General features: G+C 51.6%; 25 protein-coding genes and 1 tRNA gene. 14 read left to right on the forward strand and 12 right to left on the reverse strand.

The features are described from left to right. Positions 1-134: 134 nt before the first annotated feature. On the reverse strand, positions 135-653 hold the full coding sequence (locus tag ABD843_RS12675; protein WP_345083712.1) for a GNAT family N-acetyltransferase: 519 nt from the start codon (positions 651-653) through the stop codon (positions 135-137). Positions 654-802: 149 nt separating this feature from the next. On the opposite strand from ABD843_RS12675, the gene ABD843_RS12680 reads away from it, so the two are divergent. After that, entirely contained in the window at positions 803-1,654 is an 852-nt protein-coding gene (locus ABD843_RS12680) for a GNAT family N-acetyltransferase (RefSeq protein WP_345083714.1), read from the forward strand. Between the two features lie 4 nt (positions 1,655-1,658). On the opposite strand, the gene ABD843_RS12685 is transcribed toward ABD843_RS12680, so the two are convergent. Further along, a complete protein-coding gene (locus ABD843_RS12685; protein ID WP_345083716.1) occupies positions 1,659-2,939 on the reverse strand; it encodes an aminotransferase class V-fold PLP-dependent enzyme in 1,281 nt (426 codons plus the stop codon). Between the two features lie 97 nt (positions 2,940-3,036). Between ABD843_RS12685 and ABD843_RS12690 the strand changes: the two genes are divergently transcribed. From ABD843_RS12690 to ABD843_RS12710, 5 genes are all read left to right on the forward strand, one after another. Next, positions 3,037-3,723, forward strand: a complete 687-nt coding sequence (locus ABD843_RS12690; RefSeq protein ID WP_345083718.1) for a hypothetical protein — start codon at positions 3,037-3,039, stop codon at positions 3,721-3,723. 119 nt (positions 3,724-3,842) lie between these two features. Beyond that, entirely contained in the window at positions 3,843-5,066 is a 1,224-nt protein-coding gene (gene odhB / locus ABD843_RS12695; RefSeq protein ID WP_345083720.1) for a 2-oxoglutarate dehydrogenase complex dihydrolipoyllysine-residue succinyltransferase, read from the forward strand. 84 nt (positions 5,067-5,150) lie between these two features. Further along, complete coding sequence (locus tag ABD843_RS12700) at positions 5,151-5,831, forward strand: hypothetical protein (protein ID WP_345083722.1); 681 nt, start codon at positions 5,151-5,153, stop codon at positions 5,829-5,831. Positions 5,832-5,982: 151 nt separating this feature from the next. Next, on the forward strand, positions 5,983-6,468 hold the full coding sequence (locus tag ABD843_RS12705; protein WP_345083724.1) for a hypothetical protein: 486 nt from the start codon (positions 5,983-5,985) through the stop codon (positions 6,466-6,468). 156 nt (positions 6,469-6,624) lie between these two features. Beyond that, positions 6,625-6,816, forward strand: a complete 192-nt coding sequence (locus ABD843_RS12710) for a cold-shock protein (RefSeq protein WP_345083726.1) — start codon at positions 6,625-6,627, stop codon at positions 6,814-6,816. 217 nt (positions 6,817-7,033) lie between these two features. Here the strand turns inward: ABD843_RS12710 and ABD843_RS12715 are convergent, their stop codons facing one another. After that, positions 7,034-7,300, reverse strand: a complete 267-nt coding sequence (locus tag ABD843_RS12715) for a hypothetical protein (RefSeq protein ID WP_345083728.1) — start codon at positions 7,298-7,300, stop codon at positions 7,034-7,036. 310 nt (positions 7,301-7,610) lie between these two features. Between ABD843_RS12715 and ABD843_RS12720 the strand changes: the two genes are divergently transcribed. Together ABD843_RS12720 and ABD843_RS12725 are read left to right on the forward strand one after the other, a co-directional pair. After that, a complete protein-coding gene (locus ABD843_RS12720; RefSeq protein WP_345083730.1) occupies positions 7,611-9,872 on the forward strand; it encodes a RelA/SpoT family protein in 2,262 nt (753 codons plus the stop codon). A gap of 134 nt (positions 9,873-10,006) precedes the next feature. Then, the gene (locus ABD843_RS12725) at positions 10,007-10,777 is read left to right on the forward strand and encodes a formylglycine-generating enzyme family protein (RefSeq protein WP_345083732.1); all 771 of its coding nucleotides are present in this window, start codon (positions 10,007-10,009) and stop codon (positions 10,775-10,777) included. An 82-nt stretch (positions 10,778-10,859) separates the two neighbouring features. On the opposite strand, the gene ABD843_RS12730 is transcribed toward ABD843_RS12725, so the two are convergent. After that, positions 10,860-11,474, reverse strand: coding sequence for a thiamine phosphate synthase (locus tag ABD843_RS12730; protein WP_345083734.1), 615 nt, complete (start codon positions 11,472-11,474; stop codon positions 10,860-10,862). Positions 11,475-11,628: 154 nt separating this feature from the next. Between ABD843_RS12730 and ABD843_RS12735 the strand changes: the two genes are divergently transcribed. The 5 genes from ABD843_RS12735 to ABD843_RS12755 all read left to right on the forward strand — a co-directional run bounded on the left by ABD843_RS12735 (position 11,629) and on the right by ABD843_RS12755 (position 16,185). After that, positions 11,629-12,684 carry an efflux RND transporter periplasmic adaptor subunit gene (locus tag ABD843_RS12735; protein WP_345083736.1) on the forward strand — a complete coding sequence of 352 codons (1,056 nt, stop codon included), beginning with the start codon at positions 11,629-11,631 and terminating at the stop codon, positions 12,682-12,684. 96 nt (positions 12,685-12,780) lie between these two features. Then, positions 12,781-13,221 (forward strand): hypothetical protein, encoded by a 441-nt coding sequence (locus ABD843_RS12740; protein ID WP_345083738.1) that lies wholly within the window; start codon positions 12,781-12,783, stop codon positions 13,219-13,221. A 134-nt stretch (positions 13,222-13,355) separates the two neighbouring features. Next, positions 13,356-14,123: a triose-phosphate isomerase gene (gene tpiA, locus ABD843_RS12745; protein WP_345083740.1), complete on the forward strand. Its 768-nt coding sequence runs from the start codon at positions 13,356-13,358 to the stop codon at positions 14,121-14,123. Between the two features lie 66 nt (positions 14,124-14,189). Then, positions 14,190-14,261, forward strand: a tRNA-Glu gene (locus ABD843_RS12750). Positions 14,262-14,643: 382 nt separating this feature from the next. Further along, positions 14,644-16,185: a lipase family protein gene (locus ABD843_RS12755; protein WP_345083742.1), complete on the forward strand. Its 1,542-nt coding sequence runs from the start codon at positions 14,644-14,646 to the stop codon at positions 16,183-16,185. 163 nt (positions 16,186-16,348) lie between these two features. On the opposite strand, the gene ABD843_RS12760 is transcribed toward ABD843_RS12755, so the two are convergent. The 8 genes from ABD843_RS12760 to ABD843_RS12795 form a co-directional block, all read right to left on the reverse strand. Then, entirely contained in the window at positions 16,349-16,645 is a 297-nt protein-coding gene (locus ABD843_RS12760; RefSeq protein WP_345083744.1) for a DUF4288 domain-containing protein, read from the reverse strand. Positions 16,646-16,744: 99 nt separating this feature from the next. Further along, entirely contained in the window at positions 16,745-17,503 is a 759-nt protein-coding gene (locus ABD843_RS12765) for a LiaF transmembrane domain-containing protein (protein WP_345083746.1), read from the reverse strand. Positions 17,504-17,623: 120 nt separating this feature from the next. Continuing rightward, on the reverse strand, positions 17,624-18,157 hold the full coding sequence (locus ABD843_RS12770; protein ID WP_345083748.1) for a DUF1697 domain-containing protein: 534 nt from the start codon (positions 18,155-18,157) through the stop codon (positions 17,624-17,626). A 103-nt stretch (positions 18,158-18,260) separates the two neighbouring features. Then, positions 18,261-19,163 (reverse strand): TraB/GumN family protein, encoded by a 903-nt coding sequence (locus tag ABD843_RS12775; RefSeq protein WP_345083750.1) that lies wholly within the window; start codon positions 19,161-19,163, stop codon positions 18,261-18,263. 92 nt (positions 19,164-19,255) lie between these two features. Further along, positions 19,256-20,716 (reverse strand): DUF5106 domain-containing protein, encoded by a 1,461-nt coding sequence (locus ABD843_RS12780; RefSeq protein WP_345083752.1) that lies wholly within the window; start codon positions 20,714-20,716, stop codon positions 19,256-19,258. Between the two features lie 361 nt (positions 20,717-21,077). After that, positions 21,078-21,893 (reverse strand): 3-methyl-2-oxobutanoate hydroxymethyltransferase, encoded by an 816-nt coding sequence (gene panB, locus ABD843_RS12785; protein ID WP_345083754.1) that lies wholly within the window; start codon positions 21,891-21,893, stop codon positions 21,078-21,080. A 78-nt stretch (positions 21,894-21,971) separates the two neighbouring features. After that, positions 21,972-22,676: a hypothetical protein gene (locus ABD843_RS12790; protein WP_345083756.1), complete on the reverse strand. Its 705-nt coding sequence runs from the start codon at positions 22,674-22,676 to the stop codon at positions 21,972-21,974. 44 nt (positions 22,677-22,720) lie between these two features. Beyond that, positions 22,721-23,644 carry a helix-turn-helix transcriptional regulator gene (locus ABD843_RS12795; RefSeq protein ID WP_345083758.1) on the reverse strand — a complete coding sequence of 308 codons (924 nt, stop codon included), beginning with the start codon at positions 23,642-23,644 and terminating at the stop codon, positions 22,721-22,723. 178 nt (positions 23,645-23,822) lie between these two features. On the opposite strand from ABD843_RS12795, the gene ABD843_RS12800 reads away from it, so the two are divergent. After that, positions 23,823-24,290, forward strand: a complete 468-nt coding sequence (locus tag ABD843_RS12800; RefSeq protein WP_345083760.1) for a PQQ-dependent sugar dehydrogenase — start codon at positions 23,823-23,825, stop codon at positions 24,288-24,290. The last annotated feature ends 130 nt before the right edge of the window (positions 24,291-24,420 follow it).

The following is a 24,420-nucleotide window of genomic DNA, read 5'->3' on the forward strand; positions in this document are numbered from 1 at the left end:
AATACATAAAAATTTTGTTGCCTTGCAAATTATTAAAGGACTTTTTTAAAAATCTCTCCTCTGGGTGGATGGGGTGTTTGCTATGTCACGATGGGCTATTGTATGTATGCGAAGTGTTTTTATAAAAAAAATATTTATTCGTTATGTTCTGTAAGTGGCATGGTGAATAGCCAGTAGCGTATGTCGAACCTTGTGGCTATCTCGCGCAGCATGGTAAAGCCCATACTCTCGTATATGTGCCTGGCGGCATTCATGACCTCGGATGTGTGCAGGGCTATGGTGTGTTCGCCGCTGCTGCGGGCATGGTCTATGCATTGTTGAGTAAGGGTGCGCGCTATGCCCCGGCCGACGTACTGTGGGTGTACGCCCACCATGCGTATGTAGCTCCAATCGGCAGGGTATACGTCCCATGGGTTGCCGCTGGGCATAAGGAAAGCCATACCGGCTATGGTATCGCCATGAGTGCAGAGAAAACTGCGGGACCTTTGGAGCAGACCCAGCCACATCTCATCGTTATTGATGCCGGTGCGCATCTTTTCCCAGCCATCGGGCGATAGCAGGCCCGCATATTGGCCATAGGCGAGTATGCCCAGTTGTTTCAGTTGCTCTATATCGGCAAGGGTGGCCGCCCTGTATGTGAGGTGTGCTGTCATGAAGTGGTGCGTATGAGAGCGAATGAACGCTTGCGGTAGCGAAAATATTGTATCGAGGCCATACACTATATACAGATAAGTGAGTGTCCTTGTTCCGCTTTCGCGGTAAACACAAAAAAGAGTAGCTTGCCCGGCAAAACCCCATCGCCATGGCAGAGATACGCTCACTGGAACATTGCAGCATAGAGGCGCTGCATGCAGCATTCGTAAAGGCATTCGCCGATTATATAGTACCCTTTTGCCCGCAGCAGCACGAACTGGAGTATATGCTGCACCGGCGCGGGTATGTGCCGCAACTATCATTTGGCGCATTCGTCAATGGAGAGCCGGTGGCCTTTACCCTGAACTGTATGGGCCTATGGAAGGGCACGCCCACGGCATATGATACCGGCACAGGTACGATACCCGAATACCGCAGGCAGGGCCTGGCGGCAGCCATCTTTGAGGCTGCGATACCTGTACTGAAAGAGGCAGGCGCACAGCAATACCTGCTGGAAGTGATGCAGGACAATACCCGTGCCGTGGAACTGTATAAGGGGCTGGGCTTCGGGGTAGTGAGGGAGCTAGACTATTATTCTACGCCCAGGGAAAAACTGGTGACGGGTACCGCTGTGCCGGGATATGAGATAAGGATGGTGGCCGATGTACCGCCGCAGATGGCAGCAATATGGGACATACCCACATCGTGGCAGAACTCTGTGGCCTGCGTGGAGCGTGCATGGGCAGGCATGCGGTGCTGGGGCGCTTATATGAACGATGAGCCGGTGGGGTATGCGATACTGACACCCGCCACCGGCGATGTGCCGCAAATGGCTGTAGCGCCCGCGCACAGGCGTAAAGGGATAGGGCAGTGGCTGCTGGCCATACTGGCGGCCAATGCCACAGCAGCGAACCTGCGCTTTGCCAATGTGGACAGTGCGTATGAGCCCTTTCACAGGTATGCAGAACGGACAGGGATGGTGGGCGGACCAAAGCAGTATGAAATGCTGCTTGCGTTATGATGCATCAGGCAATGGCCTTTTTTATCGTATCCATGAGCAGATCTACCTCCTGCTTGTTGTTGTAGATGTGAGTGGATATGCGCAATGCATTGAGCCCATGCTCGGTGACGGCGCGTATGCGTATCTTATTTTCCATACACTTCGAGAAGATCTTGTTATATTCCATACCCTTTATGCGGAAGCCGTTCACACCACTGCGTGAGCGTTCCTCGGTTGGGGTGAGCAGCTCCATACGGTCGCCCAGGGCCAGCAGGCTATCCTGGGTGTACTTGCCCAGGTATTTTATGCGCCTGTATATATTGTCTGCACCCATGGAGTTGATGAGGTCTATGGCCGCGCCTACACCTGCATACAGGCCATTGGACTGTGTACCGGCAAAATAGCGGTGCGCACTATCCACATAGTCGGATGTAGTGACGGGGGAGGTGAGGAGATCCCACTTGCCATTGTCGCCACCGGCGCCAATGTTATGCGGTCGCAGTGTTTCCTGGAAGCCCTTGCGTACATAGAGGAAGCCTGTACCCTTGGGGCCGAGCATCCATTTGTGGCAGCAAGATGCATAGGTGTCGCAGCCCATATCGTGGAGGTCCAGGGCTATCATGCCGGGGCCATGGGCGCCATCTATGATGGAGAAGATACCCTTATCGCGGGCAAGGGTGCATATCTCCTTGATGGGCAGTATCTGCCCCTGCGTACAGGGTATGTGCGGCGTGGCTATGGCACGGGTCTTCTTTGTTATCAGCGCATTGATGCGTTCCAGCGTTTCGGCGGCGGTGAGGGCGGGGGTATAGGTCCTTATCACTATGCCGTGCTGCTTTTGCCGGGTCATCCACGGCATGGCATTGCCCATATGCTCGTGGGTGGTGATGATGACCTCATCGCCCTTTTGCAGGGGTATGCCCCAGCAGCCTATATTGATGCCCTCGGTGACATTGTGGGTAAGGGCTATCTCATCATCATTGGCCCCTACGAACTTTGCGATCTTGGTGATGACAGGTTCCCAGTTGCCATACTGGGCACGCATATCGCTTTCCATCATGCCCTCTTTCACGGCCTCTATAACAGGGTAGGGCGATGGGCCGAAAGTGCCGTTATTGAGGTAAGTGAGGTCTTTGGATAGCGGGAACATGAGGCGTATATCGCGCCAGTGGTCGTCGTCCTGCTCGTCTATGCGCCGACCATCGCTAGTGGCCTGTACAGAGGCGGCCAGGGCATTCATTTCGTGAATGGATAGCGCTGCCAGCAGAGAAGCAGAGCGGAGGAAATTTCTACGGGTAAAATTCATAAGTGGTGTATTAAGGCAGATAAATATACGCATTATGTGGTGGTACCACATAATGCCCGTCCGAAGGTGTGCGATAAAGTTGTTTATCTTTGAGCCTATGAACCATACCCGAAAATTTTTCCTGACCGTATTGCTGTCTTGCGCCGCCCTGCCTCTTACTACAGAGGCGAAAAAGCGCAACTCGCGCGACCTATCGAAACGCCAGCCTCCCAAGACCGTGCTGGTAATGCTATTTACCGAAGAGAACAGGCGCCAGGCACTGGTAAAGGCCCACCGCTACCGCGACACGGCCATACTGAACAAAGACATGCGATCGGTGCAGGAAGTGACCGTAAAGGACTTTACGAACAATTTCGACTTTTGCCCGGTGTACTTTTTTATGGATGAGGACCTGGACAAGGTGGTGAACGGGCAATTCGGCGGTACACTGCTGGACAAGGATATGCATCCTGCCAATGTGAATATGGCCGATACCAACTACCTGATAGTATACTATGGTTTTCCCGGGTGGCAGTCGCACGAGAAACGAATGGAAGTGACCACCCTGAGCGATGTGGGAGGTAAGCCTAATGGCTGGGGCCTGGTGGTAAACAACCATGAGATGAGGCAGGTGGGCTATACATACTGGCTACGGTCGGTGAACCTGAAGAAAAGAGGCAAGATACATGGGTATAAGTATATATCTCCTAAATTCGATATAGAGTACTCGCCCCTGGCCGGGGAGCTGAACAGCCGCCTGAAGAAATATGCCACCAGGCAGGGCGAAGCACAGGCAGAGAAATAGGAAGGAAAGATATATGGAGCGGCACCATTGACGGCCGCGCGCCTGTGAGAGAATTTCATAGGGCTATTTAAGTAATTTTGGTATTTTCGCAACCCGAACAGATAAAGCTGATCCTCAAGATGACAGATATTAAAGTGCCTGCCGTAGGTGAATCGATAAGTGAAGTGACCCTGGTAAAATGGTTGAAAAAAGATGGTGACTATGTGAACAGGGATGAACTATTGTGCGAGCTGGAATCGGAAAAGGCCACATTCGAACTGAATGCCGAACAGGCAGGTATACTACACATAAAAGCACAGGAGGGCGCCACGCTGGCCATAGGCGACCTGGCCTGTACCATAGACGAGACCGCAGAGAAGCCTGCAGGCAGCGCACCCGCAACGCCCGCCAAGGCCGAAAAAGCCGCCGCACCTGCCGCGCCTAAGGAAGAGAAGCCTGCCGCCGCTGCACCCGCAGCCGATGTAAAGGCCACCCCTGTGGCACACGCCATAATGGCCGACAAGCAGGTGAAGGCCGGCGAGGTAAAGGGATCGGGCAGCAAGGGCCGTATAATGAAGCAGGATGTGCTGGATGCCATAGCGCACCCCGGCCGAAAGGGTGGCGATGCCGCCTTTGGCCGCGAAGAAAGGCGCGACAAGATGAGCAACCTGCGCAAGACAGTATCGCGCAGGCTGGTAGAGGCCAAGAACAGCACTGCCATGCTCACTACCTTTAACGAGGTGGACATGACGCGCATAATGGATATCCGCAAGCAATACAAGGACACCTTCAAGGAGGCACATGGTGTGAACCTGGGCTTTATGTCGTTCTTTGCGAAGGCATGTAGCACTGCGCTGCAAGAGTGGCCCGCTGTGAATGCGTATATAGATGGCGATTCTATCATTTACCATGATTATTGCGATATATCGATAGCGGTATCGGCGCCGAAGGGGCTGGTAGTACCCATAATACGCAATGCGGAGAGCCTGAGCATGGCCGACCTGGAGCGTAAAGTAGTGGAACTGGCCAAGAAAGCCCGCGATAACAAACTCACTCCCGATGAAATGACAGGCGGTACTTTCACCATCACCAATGGCGGTGTTTTCGGCTCGCTGATGTCTACGCCCATCATCAATATACCGCAGTCGGCCATACTGGGTATGCACAAGATACAGGACAGGCCCATGGCCATAAACGGCAAGGTAGAGATACGCCCCATGATGTATGTGGCGCTGAGCTATGACCACCGCATAATAGACGGCCGTGAGTCGGTAGGTTTCTTGGTGAGGGTGAAAGAGCTGCTGGAGAACCCGGAGTACATGCTCTTTGGCCACGACCCTGTGAAAACACTGCTGGAACTGTAACAGAACTATATGGAATGTATATACGAACGCTCCTGCATCAGCAGGGGCGTTCTTTGTTTATGGCATAGCTGTAACTTTGGGTGAATGACAGGATCGCTTTTCCCGGATGATGGTGCAGCGCAGCCCTCTACCCCCGCGGGTAAGAGCGCCTCTGCGCGTACCGCCCCGGCCCGCAGGGAGCGGAAGGAAGAGCGTGAGGTGACGGAGCTGTCTACAGAGGATACGAACGAGCAATTCTACGGCAATACGGCAATGATAGGTATAGTAGCCCCGCTGCCGGGCCCCCGCTTCTGCTGGCTGCTGAACCAGCATTTCAGAACGGTATTTGTGAACGATACGGATGATACGCTGGAAATGATGGTGGGCAAGGATGGAAAGGTGCTGCGGCGCAAGAAGAACAAAAAAAGCAAGGCAAAGGTGCCACAGGCGCCGGTACCATCGCTCTTTGGGCCGCAGCCGGTGCAGGAGGCACAGGAAGAGGGCGAGCCGGAGGGAGAGAAATTCAACTTTGCGGTATACAGCCATAAGATACCGAAGAGCATCAGCTACAGGTACCTAGTGTACAAGCTGCGGACAGGACTGGTATCGCTGCTGCCCGAGGGGGACGAGGGCCGGTATGACTATATGTGGCTGGTACAGACAGGCGATCCCGACCATGATGCCCACAAGATACTGACCATACTGCGCAGCATACCCGGTGTGCAGGCAGCACAGCAACTGACGGAGGAGGAAATGGAGCGATGCAAGGAATACCTACTGCTATGATGCAGGATAGATATATGGCGCAGCTATGAAAATAAACACCGGCCAGACCTTGTGTTTACCGTGCATTTTATATATTTGTACCAAACGATACTGACCTTTCACAATGGGGTACGCTTGCAGCGCCTGTTGATGTAAATAAATGTAAAATGATATGCGTACAAGGATAAGCGTATTTTTCTTCTCTTTCTTATTTCTTCTGGGAGCAATAAAGGCAGGTGCGCAGAGCATGGATTACCTGCGTCATAAAAAGACATTTCACCTGTGCTCTTTCGAGCTGGACTGCTCTGGCTGCTACAACTGCCATTACCAGAAATATACCGTGCGTATAAAGAACGTGGTGGACAAGAAGATAACAGGCGTGTACTATACCTACTACTCGGAGTCGCGCAACCGGCTGGTGACCAAGGAAGGTGAGATAATAGGCGGCGTGATGGATCCCGGCCAGATAGGCCACATAACAATGTGCATGCCCAATGGCAAGCACTGGGCCATAAGCAAGATAGTGTATGACGATGAGAGCTCGCAGTCGTTCGTGGTGAATGACAGGCTGGATCAATTTGTACAGGAGCCTGATGAGTGCGACTGTAACAAACAACCCAACAATTTCCCCGACCCGAACATCGGTCGTACCAAATAAAGAGCATAGCAATAAGGAAGGCCGCCTGAATGGGCGGCCTTCTTGCTTGTAGGATGACATGTGATATACCGGTTATGATCTGCCTTGAGAAATATTATTTGAAATTTTAATTTTTTTCCGTACTTTTGTGTTTTATTAATAAATTAAATTTTTAGAATGCAACAAGGTACAGTTAAGTTTTTTAATGAGACCAAAGGATTTGGTTTCATTACCCCATCAGATGGTGGTGCAGATGTTTTTGTTCACGTTTCTGGCCTGATAAGCGAGATACGCGAAAATGATACCGTATCATATGAAGTTCAAAATGGTAAAAAAGGTTTGAATGCGGTAAATGTGACCGTGATATAATTTTTTTATAGTCATCATTTTGAAGAAGCTGCCTCAACAAGGGCAGCTTCTTTGTTTTATAGCATTCCTGCGAAATAGTTTTCAGCCCCTCCCAACCTCCCCAAAGGGGAGGAGATGGACTCTTCCCGTACTATCTTATCAAGTGCGGATCGCCGGTGCTCAAGATTCGTGTTGAACACCGGCGGTCCCGTATATCAGGTAGGAGCAAGGTCTCAGGTCAATTGCGTGGTATGTGCATACCGTCTATGATATAGAGCACATCGCCGGGCATGCTGCCGGCTATTCTTACATCAGTGCCCCTTTGGCGTTGGTACACGGTAGGGGCAAGGGCCACTATATCGCGCACATCGGCAGCGGGCATGGTATATATATCGCTGCGTGTAAGGGTAATGGTGCCGGGTATGGCAGGGCGCAGGGGCTGTATCTCTATGGCCTGCATGAGGGCAGCCTTTTTCAGGTCGGCGGCGGAGGGCTGTACCTGCACACCGTCTATAATGTAGAGTGTCCCCGTTATCCTGGGGCCTATGGGGCAACTGCAGCAACGGCCGCGGTTGTGCTGATACTGGTAGGGTGTGGGTGTATCCTAGGCCTCGCAGTGTACAGAGAGCGCTACAAGCAATATGGTAAGGTATCTCATAGAAGTGGTTTTATGAATATAGACGTAATAAATGAGCTAGAACTTTGGTTCGGGAGGGAATATAAAATGGCTTTAACATTCTACATAAAGTAGGATATGCCTATCGTTGGTAATGAGCTGTTATTTTCGTAAATTTATTTCTACAGAGGATATTTTGATGGATACCAAACACCAGCCATACACAGGCGTGTACGACAAGACGGAAGAGGAGGAGAAAAAACTCATTTTGCGCGAATACAGGGCTTTGCTGCGCTCCCTGAAACCGGACATAAAGAAGGGAGACAAGGCTATGCTGCGGCATGCCTTCCAGATGGCGGCGGACTCGCACAAGGATACCCGCAGAAAATCGGGTGAGCCCTATATACTGCACCCCATAGCCGTGGCCCGCATAGTGGTAGAGGAAATAGGGCTAGGCGTGACATCGGCGGTGTGCGCGCTGCTGCACGATACCGTGGAGGACACAGAGATATCGCTGGAGGATATAGGACGCGAGTTCAACAACAGCATAGCCAAGATAATAGACGGCCTGACCAAAATATCGAACGTGGTGGATATGAAGGCCGACACATCGATACAGGCAGAGAATTTCAGGAAGATACTGCTGACGCTGGCCGAGGACCCGCGCGTGATACTGATAAAGCTGGCCGACAGGCTGCACAATATGCGCACGCTGGACAGCATGAGCCGCGACAAGCAGTTGAAGATAGCATCGGAGACCACCTACATTTACTCGCCGCTGGCGCATAGGCTAGGCCTGTACGAGATAAAATCGGAGATGGAGGACCTGGCGCTGAAATTTACTCAGCCCGATATATACATGGATATAGTGCGCGGGCTGAAGGAGACACAGCGAGAGCGTACCCGCTACATAAACGAATTCATAAAGCCGATAAAGGAGGAGCTGACCAACCAGGGGTTCGACTTTGGCATATATGGCAGGCCGAAGGCCATACACTCGATATGGAACAAGATGCGCAACAAGCATGTGACCTTTGAGGAGGTGTATGATATATTCGCCATACGGGTGATACTGAGATCACCGCCGGAGCAGGAGAAAGCCGACTGCTGGAAGGTATACTCCATCATCACCAATTTTTACCACCCCAATCCCGAGCGCCTGCGCGACTGGATAAGCGTGCCCAAAGGCAATGGTTACGAGGCGCTGCACACTACAGTGATGGGCCATGGCGGCCGCTGGGTAGAGGTGCAGATACGCACCGAGCGTATGAACGAGATAGCCGAAAAAGGCCTGGCAGCTCACTGGAAGTACAAGGAGGGAACACCATCGCCGCAGGAGAGCAAGCTGGACAGCTTCCTGGAACACCTGCGCGAGGTGCTGGCCAACCCCAATACCGATACGCTGGATTTCATACAGGACTTCAAGCTGGACCTCTTTACCGAGGAGATATATGTGTATACGCCCAAGGGTGATATGCGTGTACTGCCCAAGGGCGCTACCGCGCTGGACTTCGCCTTTGACATACATACGCAACTGGGGGCAAGGTGCATAGGCGCCAAGGTGAACTACCGCCTGGTGCCCCTGAGCCACAAGCTGAACAGCGGCGACCAGGTAGAGGTGATCACCTCATCGAAGCAGCACCCGTCGGAGGACTGGCTGCAGTTCGTGGTCACTGCCAAGGCGAGATCGGGGGTGAAGAACTACCTGAAAGAGAACAAAAGAAAGACCGCAGAAGAGGGCAAGGCAGTGCTGAAACGCAAGCTGGAGGCTATGAACACTAGCCTGTCGCAGCACAATGTGAACGAGCTGATGCACTACTTCAAGAAGCCATCGCCGCTGGACCTGTACTATGCGGTGGCCGTGGGCAATGTGGACCTGGCCGAGCTGAAGACCTTCTCGGTATATGGCGATAAGCTGCAGCACCCATCGAAAGAGATAAGACATGATACCAAGGAGCTGGCCGATGAGGAGATACTGAAACAGAAGCATGGCAAGGGCGCAGAGCTGATCATCTTTGGCGAGAGCTCGGACAAGATACTGTACAAGCTGGCGCAGTGCTGCCAGCCCATACCCGGCGATGACGTTTTCGGCTTTGTGACATCGGGCGAAGGGCTGAAGATACACCGTACCGACTGCCCCAATGCGGCACGGCTGCTGGCCAACTACGGGCATAGGGTAGTGAAGACCAAATGGGCCAAGAACAAGGAGATATCCTTCCTGACGGGTGTGCGCATAACCGGGCTGGACGATGTGGGTGTGATACAGAAGATAACCAACATCATATCGGGCGAGCTGAGGCTGAACATGCGTTCGATGAGCATAGACTCGAAGGATGGCATCTTCGAGGGTACCATAATGGTGTATGTACACGACAGGGAAGAGCTGAACGTGTTCTGCAACAGGCTGGGCGCGCTGGAGGGTATCACCAAGATAGAACGTATAGATAATACCGAGGGCTGACGGCCGGGAAAGAGAAATGTTAATATCGCTTTCGGGGCAAGGTATACCTGCCATACAGGTATACCCTAGGCAGATTATTATTATATTCGCAGCGGTTTATCGCATTTAACTAGAATACCGGCATAAAAAGTATCATGAAGAAACAACTATTATCCTTAGCGGTCCTGCTTGCATCGCTTGTAGCTCACGGACAGGGCAATATGAATGTTCAGATGGTGTATGTGAAGGGTGGTAACTTTTTCAGGGGTTCGGATGACCCCAAGTATAGTACAGAGGAATACGATAACGAAAAGCCTGTACACAGGGTGAACGTGAGCAGCTTTTCGCTGAGCAAGTACGAGATAACACAGGGCCTGTGGAAGACGGTGATGGGCATACTGCCACAGTCTTATGTAGGTGTGGACTATGTGAACAAGGAGTGCAATGACTGCCCCGTAGTGATGGTGAACTATGCCGAGGTACAGGAGTTCATAAGGAGGCTGAACGAGAAGACGGGCAAGAGCTACAGGCTGCCTACCGAGCTGGAATGGGAATTTGCGGCACGCGGCGGCAAATACTCTGGCAACTACAGGTATGCAGGCAACAATAAGCTGGTGACCGTGGCCTGGTATGGCCGCAAAAAAGGCACCGCACACCCTGTAGGGCAGAAGGAACCGAACGAACTGGGTATATTCGATCTGTCGGGGAATGTGGCCGAATGGTGTACCGACTGGTTCGACCCGGAATACTACCGTACCACCATAGATGCCGTAGACCCGAAGGGGCCTGAGAGCGGCGATAAGAAGGTAGTGCGCGGCGGATCGTTCTACGATGATGAGGCGCAGTGCCGCACTGTATACCGTGGCCGCCTGACACCCGAAACACGCCGCTGGGACCTGGGCTTCCGGCTGGCGATGGATAACTGATCTGCGATCAGGAGTGCAGGAAAACAGTGCGGAGAAACGGAGAAATATCGAGAAACAGAGAGAGGAGCGATAGCTCCTTTTTTTATTTAATGATAGCCTGCAATGCTGCGAAAATGGCAATGGGGTCTTTGCTTTGCCATAATGCGCCCAGCACTGCTGCGCCGTCGTACCTCAGCCGCTGCAGGGTGGGGATATTGCTCCTGTCTATACCACCAAGGCCTGTAATGGCAGGACAGTATCTGCCGCCATTCGCAAGGCTTTCTTTTACCCCTGATATACCTTCGGGAGCGACCGCTGCGCTGTAGCCTGCCTTCGATATGCTATCGTATAACGGGCTGATGAAGACATTGCCATAGGGAGTATGGTTCTGCAATATCTCGTCCCAGGAATGGAAGGAGGTGGATATGGCAGAGTAGGGTATATCTTTTATCTGTTGCAGTGTAGCGGGCTCATGGCGTATGGCACTGCGCAGGTGTATACCACCCAGCCGTAGGGCATGGTAGAGCGGATAGGCGCCATGTATGATGATGCGTGAATGGTATGCACTATCTATGCCGGCGATGTATGCCCGGTATGCAGCAATATCGTAGGCGGGCTTGCGCAGGTGCAGCCGCTGCAAGCCCATATGGAACAGGGAATTTACTGTTTCCTGTTCGCCGGGAAGGTCGGTATCGGGTGTGAGCACTACCAGTTGCATGTGGCCAGCAATGTACACATTCTGGGTGTGAACGGGCGTACAGCGACTTATGTTTATAGTATTTATCGATACGTTAATATTATTTAAGACAATGGCCCGATAGGGGTAAAAGCGGCGTTCCGCAATATCTTTGCTGTATATCCGACCATTTTGTATGAGGAGCCTCAACTCTGCTACCGTATTCTTTTCTGTATGTATATCCGGCATTTTATCCCTTGCTTCCTGTAGCGAGAAAAAACAGGATGTGGCCGCCGCCAAACAACAGGGCCCTAAGGTGCTGAACGCCGATGGCATGGTAATAAAGGCCGAGGCATTCCAGACGGACTATACGACATCGGGCACACTGTTGCCTAACGAGGAGGTGAACGTGATGCCCGAGATACCCGGGCGCATAACAGCCATATCTTTTGCCGAAGGCGCACCTGTACAGCAGGGGCAAGTGCTGGCCCGACTGTACAATGACGATATAAAGGCACAGATACAGAAGCTAAAGGCACAGCGCGAACTGCAGGTGAAGATACGCGACCGCCAGGCCGAACTGCTGAACGTAGGCGGCATAAGCAAGCAAGACTACGAGACCACCACTACGCAGATAGAGGCCATAGATGCCGATATAGCCTATGCCACATCGCAACTGCGGAAGACGAGTATAATAGCGCCTTTTTCCGGCAGGGCGGGCATACGCAATGTGAGCAATGGCGCGGTGGTAGGTACCGGTACCGTGCTGACCACACTGCAGCAGACCGCTACGCTGAAGATGGATTTCAACATACCTGAGCAATACCGCTATGAAATGGTGATCGGCAAAAAAATAGCCTTCACCGTAACAGGCAGGCAGGACACATTTGTAGCTGTGATAAAGGCGGTAGAGCCCAGCGCCAATGCAGCTACCCGCACCCTGAGGGTAAGAGCCACGGTAGACAATAAGAACAATAAGCTGGGCCCGGGAGCCTTTACGCATATAGTGATCCCATTCGGGGCGAACGCGCATGCGCTGCTGGTGCCATCGCAGTCGGTGATACCTACCAACCGCGAGAAGGTAGTAGCGGTGATAAGGGGTGGCAAGGCCGAAATGGTGCCGGTGAAAATAGGCGCGCGTACCAATGAGCGGGTAGAGATACTACAGGGCCTGAACGAGGGCGATACCATACTGACCACAGGTATAATGCAGGTGAAACCCGGTATGGAAGTAAAGGTAAAGGTGATATAATGACCGCTCGGTAATTGCCTGTTCCCATATTTTAGTGCCGGGGGCTTTGATGATCATTATGGGTATTGTACATTTGTATCCATAAAACTCCTCAACGTGAAACGTATACTATTATTATTGCTACTTGCACTTTCCTCTGCTTTCGCATATGCACAGAACTATAACCTGGGTAAATCGAAGGACGGTATCGACGATCTGTATATCATGTCGGTGACGACGAGCAAGGCTACCAAGACCGTTACTGTGATAGACAGGATAAAACCTGTGCAGGGCAGGCTGGAGGATTTTCGCGAGAAGGCCAAGAACGAAGCCCCCAAAGAGGTGGACAAGAACGAGCTGAGCAAACTGAGCTTCTATAAGCGCAAGGTGCAGTTCAACCAGCCGGCAAAGGCCTACCGTGTGCTGGAGTACTCTTACTTCGACCTGAGCGGAAAGCTGATACAGAAGGTGGAGATAGATGAGGAAGATGCCAAATGGCTGCGTTTGCCCAAGGAGTCGCTGCTGGAGGCCGAATTCAATAAGGTGGCCAACATATGATCCGCCCGGCATTCGCCCATATACTCATGGCCTGTTCGTGGTAACGGCCATTCCCTTACTTTTGCCTCTTTTTTGAAACCAGGATGCAGCGAAGTAGCGTGAGCTAGCCGCAGCAACCGCAAACACACATATATATGCGCCGCAAAATAGTAGCAGCCAACTGGAAGATGAACCTGAGCCTTGCCGAAGGCGCAGCGCTTGTGAACGACATATGTGCAGGCATACCCCGGCTTGCCGATGACAGGAAAGTAGTGATAGCGCCGCCATTTATACATATACCGCAGACGGTGGCACAACTGGCCAAAACAGACCATGTGCATGCTGCTGCGCAGAACTGCTACCAGGAAAGCGCAGGCGCGTATACGGGTGAAGTATCGGCCGGTATGCTGAAGAGCGCAGAGGTAGAATATGTGATCATAGGTCACTCGGAAAGGAGGCAGTATTTTGCCGAGACCGACGAGATGCTGGCGCGTAAAACAGACCAGGCACTGGCGAATGGCCTGCAGGTGATATTCTGCTGCGGCGAACCGCTATCGGTACGCGATGCGGATACGCAGAACGCCTTTGTAGAGGCACAGTTGAAGGATGGCCTCTTTCACCTTACTGCGGCGCAGATGAGCAATGTAGTGATAGCTTACGAACCGATATGGGCCATAGGTACGGGCCGTACAGCAAGCTCGGAGCAGGCACAGGACATGCATGCACACATACGCGCTGTATTGGCGGCAAAATATGGCAGCGAAGTAGCTGCTGCAACACCCATATTGTATGGTGGTAGCTGCAAGCCATCGAACGCGGCAGAGCTCTTTGCATGTGCCGATGTGGATGGAGGCCTGATAGGTGGCGCATCGCTGAAGGCTGCGGAATTCCTGGGAATAATAGATGCGATGGTAAAGGCTTAAAAATATGTGTTCGGAATTTTGGAGGGAAACGAAACACTCGTATATTTGCACTCCAATTCCACGGATGGCGCGTTGGTCAATCGGCTAAGACGCCTCCCTTTCACGGAGGAATGACGGGTTCGATTCCCGTACGTGCTACAAACAAAAATGCTAAAAAGCCCACCAGTACTAACTGATGGGCCTTTTAGTTTTTAAGAATGTTGATGAAATATGGTGTGGCAGAGGGAAACGAAAAACATTACCTCAGGCGGAGTAGTTGATACTAGCGACGGAGCTGCGTCAAAATGCAACACAGGTTTTATTCTTGCGCCATATCTACGGCAAGGGCCGGCATAGATGTAGCAAAAGCGAACGGGGTTTTCTTCATTGTTCCCTGCAGTAGTATGAGCTAATATGCTCCACACTCAAAAAAGCCTCATTCATCATCATTTAAGACCTATTTCACACATGTCTTTTTATCATTCGTGTTTTTTGTGGTGCACCTTCGTTCCATTCCTCATCAAACCACAAAACACTTACAATGAGAAAACTAACACTGTTCGTCGCCTCGCTCAGCCTCATGCTGGCATGCAAAACACCCGATAAGGCCGTTGGTGCCGTTACCGGAAATGGCCAGCTACCTCCAAGCTTCAATCAGCGGGAGATCTTTTCGCTTTCCATGCTATCCAATCTTCCTGCATCCACCTATGCATTATTTTACCTGGCCGATCTGAATGAGAACAAGTCATACCGGGCCGATACACTTATGGTGGGTTTTGCGAGCCCTATCATAGATGCTACACTGGCCAATGCCGTAGACAATAGTGTGAGCAATGCACCACTTAAACTGTCGAACTGGAAAAGAGTATGGGGGCCTGCCGTAATGTCCTCGCATACTTCTTTCCTGCTCACTGATAAGGGTGGCGCGGCATGGGTATCCTCTGCCTCTATGACCATATTCCACAATACTGCCACACCCGGCAACTATGTGGTGGGTATACAGGCCACGAACCCATGCAGTCTTCAGGATTGGATGACCTACGATTTCAATGTGAAGCAGCAGCAGCCATGGTACTATGGTTCACCTACATCCGGCAATATGTCAATGGGCACCTATCTGGGGCTTACTGCCATTATGGGTCTTACCAGCAATAATGGCGTTACAGCGGTGCAGTTCCTGGATAGCATTATAAAGAATTCGAAAATACAGAACAGTATAGTTATCACCGGCCACAGCCTGGGTGGTGCGCTGTCTCCGGTGTTCGCCCTGTATATGCAGCATCAGCTGGACTCTATAGGTGGTGGCAAAAGCAACGATTCGGTGTATTGCCTGTCTACCGCAGGAGCTACACCCGGCGATACTACATTTGCCAATTATTACAATAGTGTAATGGGTGCGCACACTGTTCGCATCTGGAACTTTTACGATCTTGTGCCTCGTGGATGGGTTCCTTCCCTGCTCACACCGGCCATGTCCACCAATGGTGTGGGTGGCCTCTATTCTCAGTCCGGCGGCAGCATGGCATACGACACTGTTCTTGATTGCAGCGGAAAGACATACATCCCTCAGCCCTACATTGCAGGCCCTACATCAGCTACCGTAAATTCGGTGATAACCACGGTGATCAATAAAGCGGATTCGGCCGCTGTACCGTATAGATACATCTGCAATAATGGCATCAATTTTCAGGGTGCGGCCACCAATGGCAATTCGGGTATCTATGTGAGCCTCGACACGGTGGAGTCCTTTACGACCAAAGCCCTGTTCGCAGCCATAAATCTCGCATATGGCTACAACTTCGATTATAATGACTTTCTTTTCCTGTCAGAAGAAGCAGCACAGCATACCGATGCTTATGGTATGTATTTCCAGACCCGTGGCATACATGAATATGTGAAGGCACGGGTGCAGGCAAGCCCTATCAGCACCTATCATTTCTCCTGTTCACCGGTATACATGCCCTTTAAACTTTTAGCTGAAAAGAAAACACAGCCGGCCGCGCCAAGTGTAGTGATACCACCCAACATGGGTACTGCAGAGTTCATGATGGCCTATATACACTGCAAAGGTCTTTTGGACTAACCTCCGCTATAGTGAAAAAGCAAAAATGCTAAAAGCCCACCGGCACTAACCGGTGGGCTTATAATTTTAAAGAATGTGGTGGGGCAAGGGATAAGAAAAACATTCACGCTAACGGGGTCGGAGACCTCCGTTAAGGGGAAAAGAGAAGTGCCAGTTCACGGCATCAGGCGGCCCATACGGGGGCGGGTATCATCTCGGCCTCGCGAACGGTAGAGAACAGCAGTCCGCCGTTCACCAGCTCTACGGGTTGCAGGTCTTTTACAGCCAGCATGCGCCAGAAAATGGTGCGGCCATGGCGGTCTACAAAAGTGGTCTCTTCGCTTTGCCCGGTAGTGCGTGCCTCTGTTACGGCCATCTGCTCGTCTTCGGCAAATACGAGCCTCCATTGTTCCTCATACTGGTCGGTGAATTGTCCGTCACATTCTATGCGATAAATTATCTGTGCGGTAAATGCTCTCATAAAAAGTATAGTGTGCTGTAGTGTGATATATAAAAAACGAGTTGCTATTGTATTTTATTTCATGAGGCGGTATGTAAATACCGCCTCATGATGTTTTTCTTAGTACGATTTGATGTCGATGCTGCCGAAGGTGCAGCTACCGGTAAGTATCAGCTTTTTGCGCGTTTCGCCGGCCACGGGGGCGTGTATCACACGCTCGTCCTCTACAGAGCCGAAGGATGGTCTTATCTCGTTCTGCAGGTCCCAGTTGGCAGGGATCACTAGCTCTATGGCGCCGAAGGCTACGCGGCAATCCAGTACTACGGATGGCGAGGTCATATCGGACTGGGTGAGGTTTATCTCGCTGCCGCCGAATGTGACGGTAGCCGAACCGCCTTTGAAGTCCTTCGAGGTAATGATCTCTTTGCGGCCGCCAAAAGTGACATCTATCCTCAGACTGTCTTCGGACGATACATGCGCGCCGCCTACGGTCTCATCGAAGCGGTGTTTGTGACGAGGGCGGAACACTATCATAAGGCCCAGCGCTATGAGCATTACCGGCCATACCAGCTTGCTGGATGATACGCCCATTATCTCGAACCTGGGTATGAGGTGAAAAGTACCCAATGCTATCAGTATCCACCAGGCATTGTTCCTGAACCTGTTCTTTACCCCTATCATGGTACCCATGGCTATGAGTATGAGCGGCCACAGCGAATGAAGGCATATATGCAGCAGGCCCAGTGTTTTGAGCAGCAGACCTACACCTATCAGCGCCAGTATGATACCAAAAACTATACGGCCACCCCTGTGGTCTTTCTGATGGTATTCATATCCCTTGTATTGCCATTTGTTCTGCCAGTTATTATGGTCGTTCATCTGTTCCTTATTTATGGAACAAAAGTAAGAACAGCGAATACCGTGCAAAAGCGATATTAGGCGAGGGATAAAGGAAGGGCGGTGAATACGCCCATATTGTCGGTGAATGAGTTGTGCGGCTTACAGCTCCAGCATCTTGTTCACGGTGGCCCAGTTGCGGGTGGTGGCCTTCACGCCTAATTTTTTCTCTATGAATGTGTTGGAAAAGCAGGTCTTGCCGTAGTTGTTGCTGTATATATACACTTCACGGTTCACTACACGGGCATACTCGGCATCGTTGGAATATACACCCAGCGAACCGCGCACATCGAATGCGGGCACCTCTGAGAGGAAGGTGACATAGAGACGGTTCTTCTCTTCGGTCTTGATGGTGGTGAGGGGATTGTTCTGCACTATCTCTTCCATTTCGCTAAGGAGGCGCAGCATTATATCTACCTCATAGCCCAGCTTTTGTTTCAGCTTTGTTTCTATGGTATGTACCAGGGTAGCGCCATCAATGAGCGGTGCATCGAACAGTACATTACCGCCAAGCATGTACGTTACCACGTTCTCTACACCGGGAACCTCTCCGAAATAAGCCTTTAGGTCGTCCATAGATACAGAAGGCTGCCCGGTAACGTTTATTCCTCTCAGTAAAGCTATATATCGTGTCATGCAAAGGGGGATATACCTCAAAAGATGGTCTGCGAATATAAATAAAAAACCGAAGGGAGGGGAGAGGGGATACAGATGTAATTTATCGTTTTGTAATGAGCCGTTACCGGAGGGGCGTTACCGTATAGCCCGCTTTGCGCAGCAGGGAAATGACGCCATTGGGCCCGGCCAGGTGGCCTGCGCCCACGGCAAAGAACACCGATGAGCCGTGCATCATACCTGCCATACGGTCTATCCATTTTTTGTTGCGGTCGTCCAGCAGCGCTGCTGCTGATGTGCCCATCTGGCCCGAGCTTGCTATCATGGTGTGCAGTGTGGCTATATCCTGGCTTTTGTAGGCCGTTATCATTTTGCGGTACTCTTCCTGCTCTTCCCGGGCTTTTTTGTCATCCATGCTTTCCAGTATATATTTCACTGCGCTGTCGGCGGGTATGGTCTCCAGGGCCTTGAACTGTTCGAACATGGTCTCCAGCCCCATCATCTCTTTTTTACCGGCCACCCTGTGCATTATATCCGCTTCGTACGATAGCGGAGCGTCGCAGGGCGAGGCCGTGTGCTGGGTGATGAGCATCAGCATTGTTACCGGCTTCAGCATCAATATCATAGAGGGGCTCATGTTCAGGCTGTCGCGTACATATTTTTCCAGTTGCTTGTACTGTTGCGGGGTAAAATATTCGGAGAGCGCTTTGGTAAAGTCGAGCATCATATTCATGTTCGCCATGGTGGCCTCGTCCAGGTCGTCATCTGCACCCAGCCCCATGGCGCTCATGTCCAGTTCCAGGCATACTTTCTCACTTTTATCCAGGGTCTGCTGCATGGTGGTGGTCCATACATGGTCGGTGGGGCATATGAGGTGTATGGTACCGAACAGGTAGGAGGATTTGGGGAGCCCTTTACCGCTTATTTGCCACAGCAGCGATGTATCGCCACCGGCAGGGCGGGCATGTACCTTATGGCAGGCCAGCAGTACTACGAGGCCGGCTATTATGCTTATCGCTTTTTTCATTCGCTTTTTTCTTTTTCTCGGTGAGCGGTAAAGGTACATATGAAAAATGCCCCCGTAGCGGGGGCATTTCATTTATGCTGAGGAACGGGGCATTATTTGCTTGCTCCTTCCTTTTTGTCCTTGTCTTTTTCTTTCTTCTCTATCATCTCTATGAGGCCGGCTATATTGTGATGGTCGAGCCTTTTACCCTTTATGATCTTCTTCTCGTCGAGCAGGTAGATGGTGGGGGTGCTGTATACATCGAACTTGTTGTGATAGTCGCTGGTATGGTCGTTGTCCCATGTGTTTATCCATTCGCCCATGTTGTACTTCTTTATGAAGTCGGAGATGGCTTTTTCCTCACCTTCGGTAGCTACGGTGAACATCTTCACACCTTTGCTCTTGAGCACCTCTTTGTAGAGCGAATCTATAGAGGGCATCTCGTGCTGGCAGTGGCCGCAGGAGGGCGAGTAGAATATGATAAGGGTGTATTTGCCCTTCACGCCATGCAGGCTCTCGGTCTTTTTGGTAGCTATGTTGGGCAGCTTTATCTCGGGCGCCAGGTTGCCTATCACGTTGGGGGCTATCTTGCGGGCGCGGTCTATGTATTTTTCCAGCTCTTCGGGTTTCAGCCAGAAGGCATCGCCCTTCATGTAGTAGTTCTCTACCAGGTATACGAATACCTCGTCCATGCCCATCACCTTGCTGTTCTCTACATAGCGGGTTATCCACCATAGGGTGTAGTGGAACATGTCTTTGGTGCCCTTGGACTTGCGCAGCAGCACATCGGCCTCTTTTTCCACGCTGTCGGTCCAGGGCAGTACCAGCTTGCTGAAGTACTCGTCCAGGCGGGCATCGTAGATAGGTGTGTATATGAGCCTGTCATCGCGGAAGTCGAAGTTGTCCCAGAAATGGCCTTTGTAATAGCGGTAATTGAAGGTGCTGTCCTTGGTCTTGCCATCTTCCAGGAAGTGGTCGCCCTCGGGTATGGTAGGTGTTTCTATGGCATTGAAGATAGTGGCCAGCAGCGAGCCGGGATAGTTCTTCACATAGTCGCGACGGTACTTGTTCAGCTCTTTCGATGCGGCCACGGCTTTTTTGCGGATGGCTGCAGTGTCATCGGCCGTCTTGGCGGTCTCCAGCTCTTTTTTCAGTTTTTCCTCGCCCTGGCTGTAGGTCTTCAGGTATTTCACATATTCGCTGAAGCGGGTGTTCTCGGGAGAGTTCTTGTATTCTATACCGTCGGGTATCTTGTCTATGGGGGCTACTATGGTTATATCGTCGCCCTTGTTCATCAGTACTTCAAAATTGGTCTGAAGATCGGACAGGTAGAGGATGTATATGCCACCTACGAAGTCGGCGCTGGTACTGTTGAAGACAGCGGTCCCGTTCTTATCGAACCGGGCAGAGTCGGTCTTGAAGATGGTGGGCCTGTTCTTGCCGTAGTAGTGGGCCAGGTACACCATAGAGTCCTTTACGCCGGGCATTTTCAGTGTCAGGTGGTAGCCGTCCTTTGCCCAGGACGACATGAACGGGGTAAGCAGCAATGCAGTGATGAGAGAGATCCGCTTCATACTTTTTTCTTATTGGTTGGTTTCGTCAAAAAAAGACGCTCGTATATATTCTTTAGTTAGTTGAGGGTATCAAAAATAGATCATAAAATGGTTAGCAGGCAATGTGCATGAGGTTCATTTTCATAAAATTCACAAGTTTTTAAATAAATGGACCTCGGGGGTAGTGGCAGTTATCATTTCAGCCCCTCCCGGCCCTGCCTGCCGCAGGCAGGCTCTCCATCCGGGGAGGTGAGGTCGAGTCCTTGTATTTTGAGGTACGGCAACTGTTCATTATGACATCTCATAGGGCAAAGACATATGGGCATACCTTACTAAATGCATAACGGCACAGAATAGTTGCATGCCAAAATATATTTCCCTGTTAATACTGTTCGCGCTCGTTGGGGAAGTCGCGGCTCTTGATGTCGCCTATGTATTTGCGGGTGGCATCAGATATATCCTCGAACAGGTTGAGGTAGCGGCGCAGGAACCTGGGAGAGAAATTCTGGGTGATGCCCAGCATATCGTGCATCACCAGTACCTGGCCATCTACGCCATTACCCGCGCCTATGCCTATCACGGGTATCCGTAGTTTTTCGGCCACCCTGGCGCCCAATGTGGCGGGTATCTTTTCCAGCACCAGCGAGAAACAGCCTGCCTCCTGCAGGGCCTCGGCATTGCGCAGCAGCATCTCGGCCTCTTCCTCTTCCCGCGCACGCACGGTATAGGTGCCGAACTTGTATATGGACTGCGGCGTAAGCCCCAGGTGACCCATAACGGGTACGCCGGCGCTTACTATGCGCTTGATGGAGTCGCAGACCTCTTCGCCGCCTTCCAGCTTTATGCCGTGTGCGCCTGCCTCTTTCATGATGCGTATGGCAGAGTTGAGGGCCTCTTTGCTATTGCCCTGGTAAGAGCCGAAGGGGAGGTCCACTATCACCAGGCAGCGCTTGCAGGCACGCACCACGCTTTGGGCGTGGTATATCATCTGGTCGAGCGTGATGGGCAGGGTGGTCTCGTGGCCGGCCATCACATTGCTGGCAGAGTCGCCCACCAGTATCACGTCTATACCCGAATGGTCGAAGATGCGGGCCATGGAGTAGTCGTAGGCGGTAAGCATGCTTATCTTTTCGTTACGCTGCTTCATCCATTGCAGCGTATGTGTGGTCACGCGCTTTATCTCATTGTGTACGGACATAACGATGGTTTTATTGCACAGAGGCCATAAAAGTACACATACCATCGGTTATTCTGCTAATGCGCGTATAAGAAGCGGCTATGCAGGTGTGTGCAGCAGTTTTCTGATAGACAGCACATGCATGAACACCGCCAGTGGCATAAGGAAGCCCGCCAGCAGGGTGAAGGGGAACGCGCCGAAGTCGGTGATGGAAAGAGGTTCGGGATGTGCATAGATACCGGGGGCGTAGGCATGGCTGACGAAGATGAACACCACTATGGCCAGCGTGAGCAGGCCCGCACAATTCCACAGCAGCAGTATGCTACGCGGCAGTACCTTCCTGCTATAGCCCAGGTAGCCCACCAGCAATGCCGTGATGCCAATAACTATCTCGAAATTGTACCCTTCGAAGGTGCCCATACGGGGCAGCATACCCTGCTTGTATAATGCGTGCAGCAGCAGCTCTACCACTATGCGGAAGGACTGGGCATATACCAGCCATGCCGCCGGAATGGCCGTGATGAAAGCCTGCGATCTTTTGCGGCTCACGAACCAGAACATGAACGAGAACAGCGGGAGAATGAGCAGTAGCGGAATGCGCGGTGGCAGCGAAGCGGTCTGTAGTATACCTGCCAGCGATATAGCGCTTACATATGCCAGCCAGCCTGTGAGCGACAGCAGCATAATGATGCGGATGCGTTTTGCCTTGCCGGGAGCGAGTGTGCGGGATGCAGTGGTGCCTGTGCCGTACCACGCAAAGGAGGCCATGATGATGGTGAGCAGGAGAAATGCCGCTTTGGTCATATGGATTATTTTCGGCAATATTAGTGCAGCAGTGCTGCGCAGAATTATCCAAAATTGCTTATTTCACTTTTCCGGTACTGCAGGGGCGATATATCGTATGTCTTCCGGAACGCCTTGATGAACGAATTGGGGTATTCATAACCCAGGTGCGCTGCGATGGCCGATATGCTCTCTCCGCTATGTTCCAGCATTTGCAGGCCTTTTTGCATGCGCACCTCTGTAAGGTACTGGTGGGGTGTTAGCCGGTATTGCACTTTGAACAGGCGCAGGAAATGGAACTTCGACATACCTGTTTCCCGGCAAATGCTGTCGAGGTCCAGCGGGCCAGTGTAGCCGGAGTGGATAATGTCTTTGGCCAGGGCCAGCCGCCTGTATATATCGCTGCGTACAGCGGCCTTTACAAAGGGGAGTTTGCTTATGCTCTTCCGTACATCCTCGTTCTGCAGCAATAGATGTTCTACCAGTTGCATGAGCACGGGCTCGAAGAGACCCTCTTTGTATGTGCCGGGTGCTATGAGGCGGTCCAGTATAGCGTTCAGCGCCTCGTCCTTGCGATATAGCTGGGTCACGAACCGGGCGTTCGTGGCCATGTCATCGGGGGCATCCAACTGCGCAGCATGGGTATGGGTGAGGCTGTGTGCCACGCCTTCGAAAAAGCGCTTGCAGATGTGTATATTACATATCTCGGTCTTGTGCAGGTTGTCTATGGTAAGCCCATAGAGGTCTCCCGGCTGCGAAAAGAGGTATGTATCGGTCTCTACCCGGTAGTGGTCACGGTTCACCTTGCAGTGGCTGTGCCCGGTGCGGTTGAGGAATAGCGAATAGGGGCTTTCGAGGTCGAGCCGCGATGCCTGTCCGCAACTGAAATTGAGTACTACATTGCGCCACTCGTTCTCGCCGCGTGCAGCATTATTTTTCAGCTGCCTTATCATATTTATATCGGGAAAGGAATTGAGTAGCACCACCACAAATATATGATATGTTCTACTTGCGATGGGCTCTGGTATTTTTCTATACTATAATGGGTAGTGATACGTTATATATGTATACGCATGATGTATGCTGTATTCATACTGGTCTGCTGGTCGCCTGTCGCTCATGCGCAGGAGGCGGTGCGTACCCGTGTGCTGAAGGATTCACTTTTTCATACCGTGGGAGCTTGTCTATAGCCCCGATGATCATATATGGTTCACACAAAAGAACGGCTATGTATGCCGCATGGACACTGCAGGTGCGCATACCGATACACTTCTGCACGAGCCGGCCACCATTACCATACGCGAGAGCGGTATGCTGGGTATGGCGCTGCACCCGCAGTGGGATGCACAGCCCTATGTATACATAGTGTGGGAATACCTGCGCATGCCCGACAGCGCCATAATGGAACGTGTATGCCGCTATACCTATGATGCACAGGCCAGGACACTCACCGACAGGCACATACTGCTGGACAGCATAAAAGGTTTCCGCTTTCACAATGGGTGCCGCCTGCTGATAGAAGGAGATAAACTGTATGTATCTGTGGCCGATGCTGCGGACAGTACCGAGCCACAGAACCCTGCCTCCCTGAACGGGAAGATATTGCGTGTGAACCTGGACGGATCGGTACCATAAGTGTTCGAAAGTCGTTATGGTGATTTATTCATCTTTGTTGGATCCCCTCCACACAGGAGTACTATTTCTTTTATTAATTCCTCTTCGAGGTCTAGAGCGAATTTTAGTTTGGTGATCTTATACCCCGTCA

The organism is Nemorincola caseinilytica (assembly GCF_039540515.1).
In the GTDB taxonomy this organism is placed as follows: domain Bacteria; phylum Bacteroidota; class Bacteroidia; order Chitinophagales; family Chitinophagaceae; genus Nemorincola; species Nemorincola caseinilytica.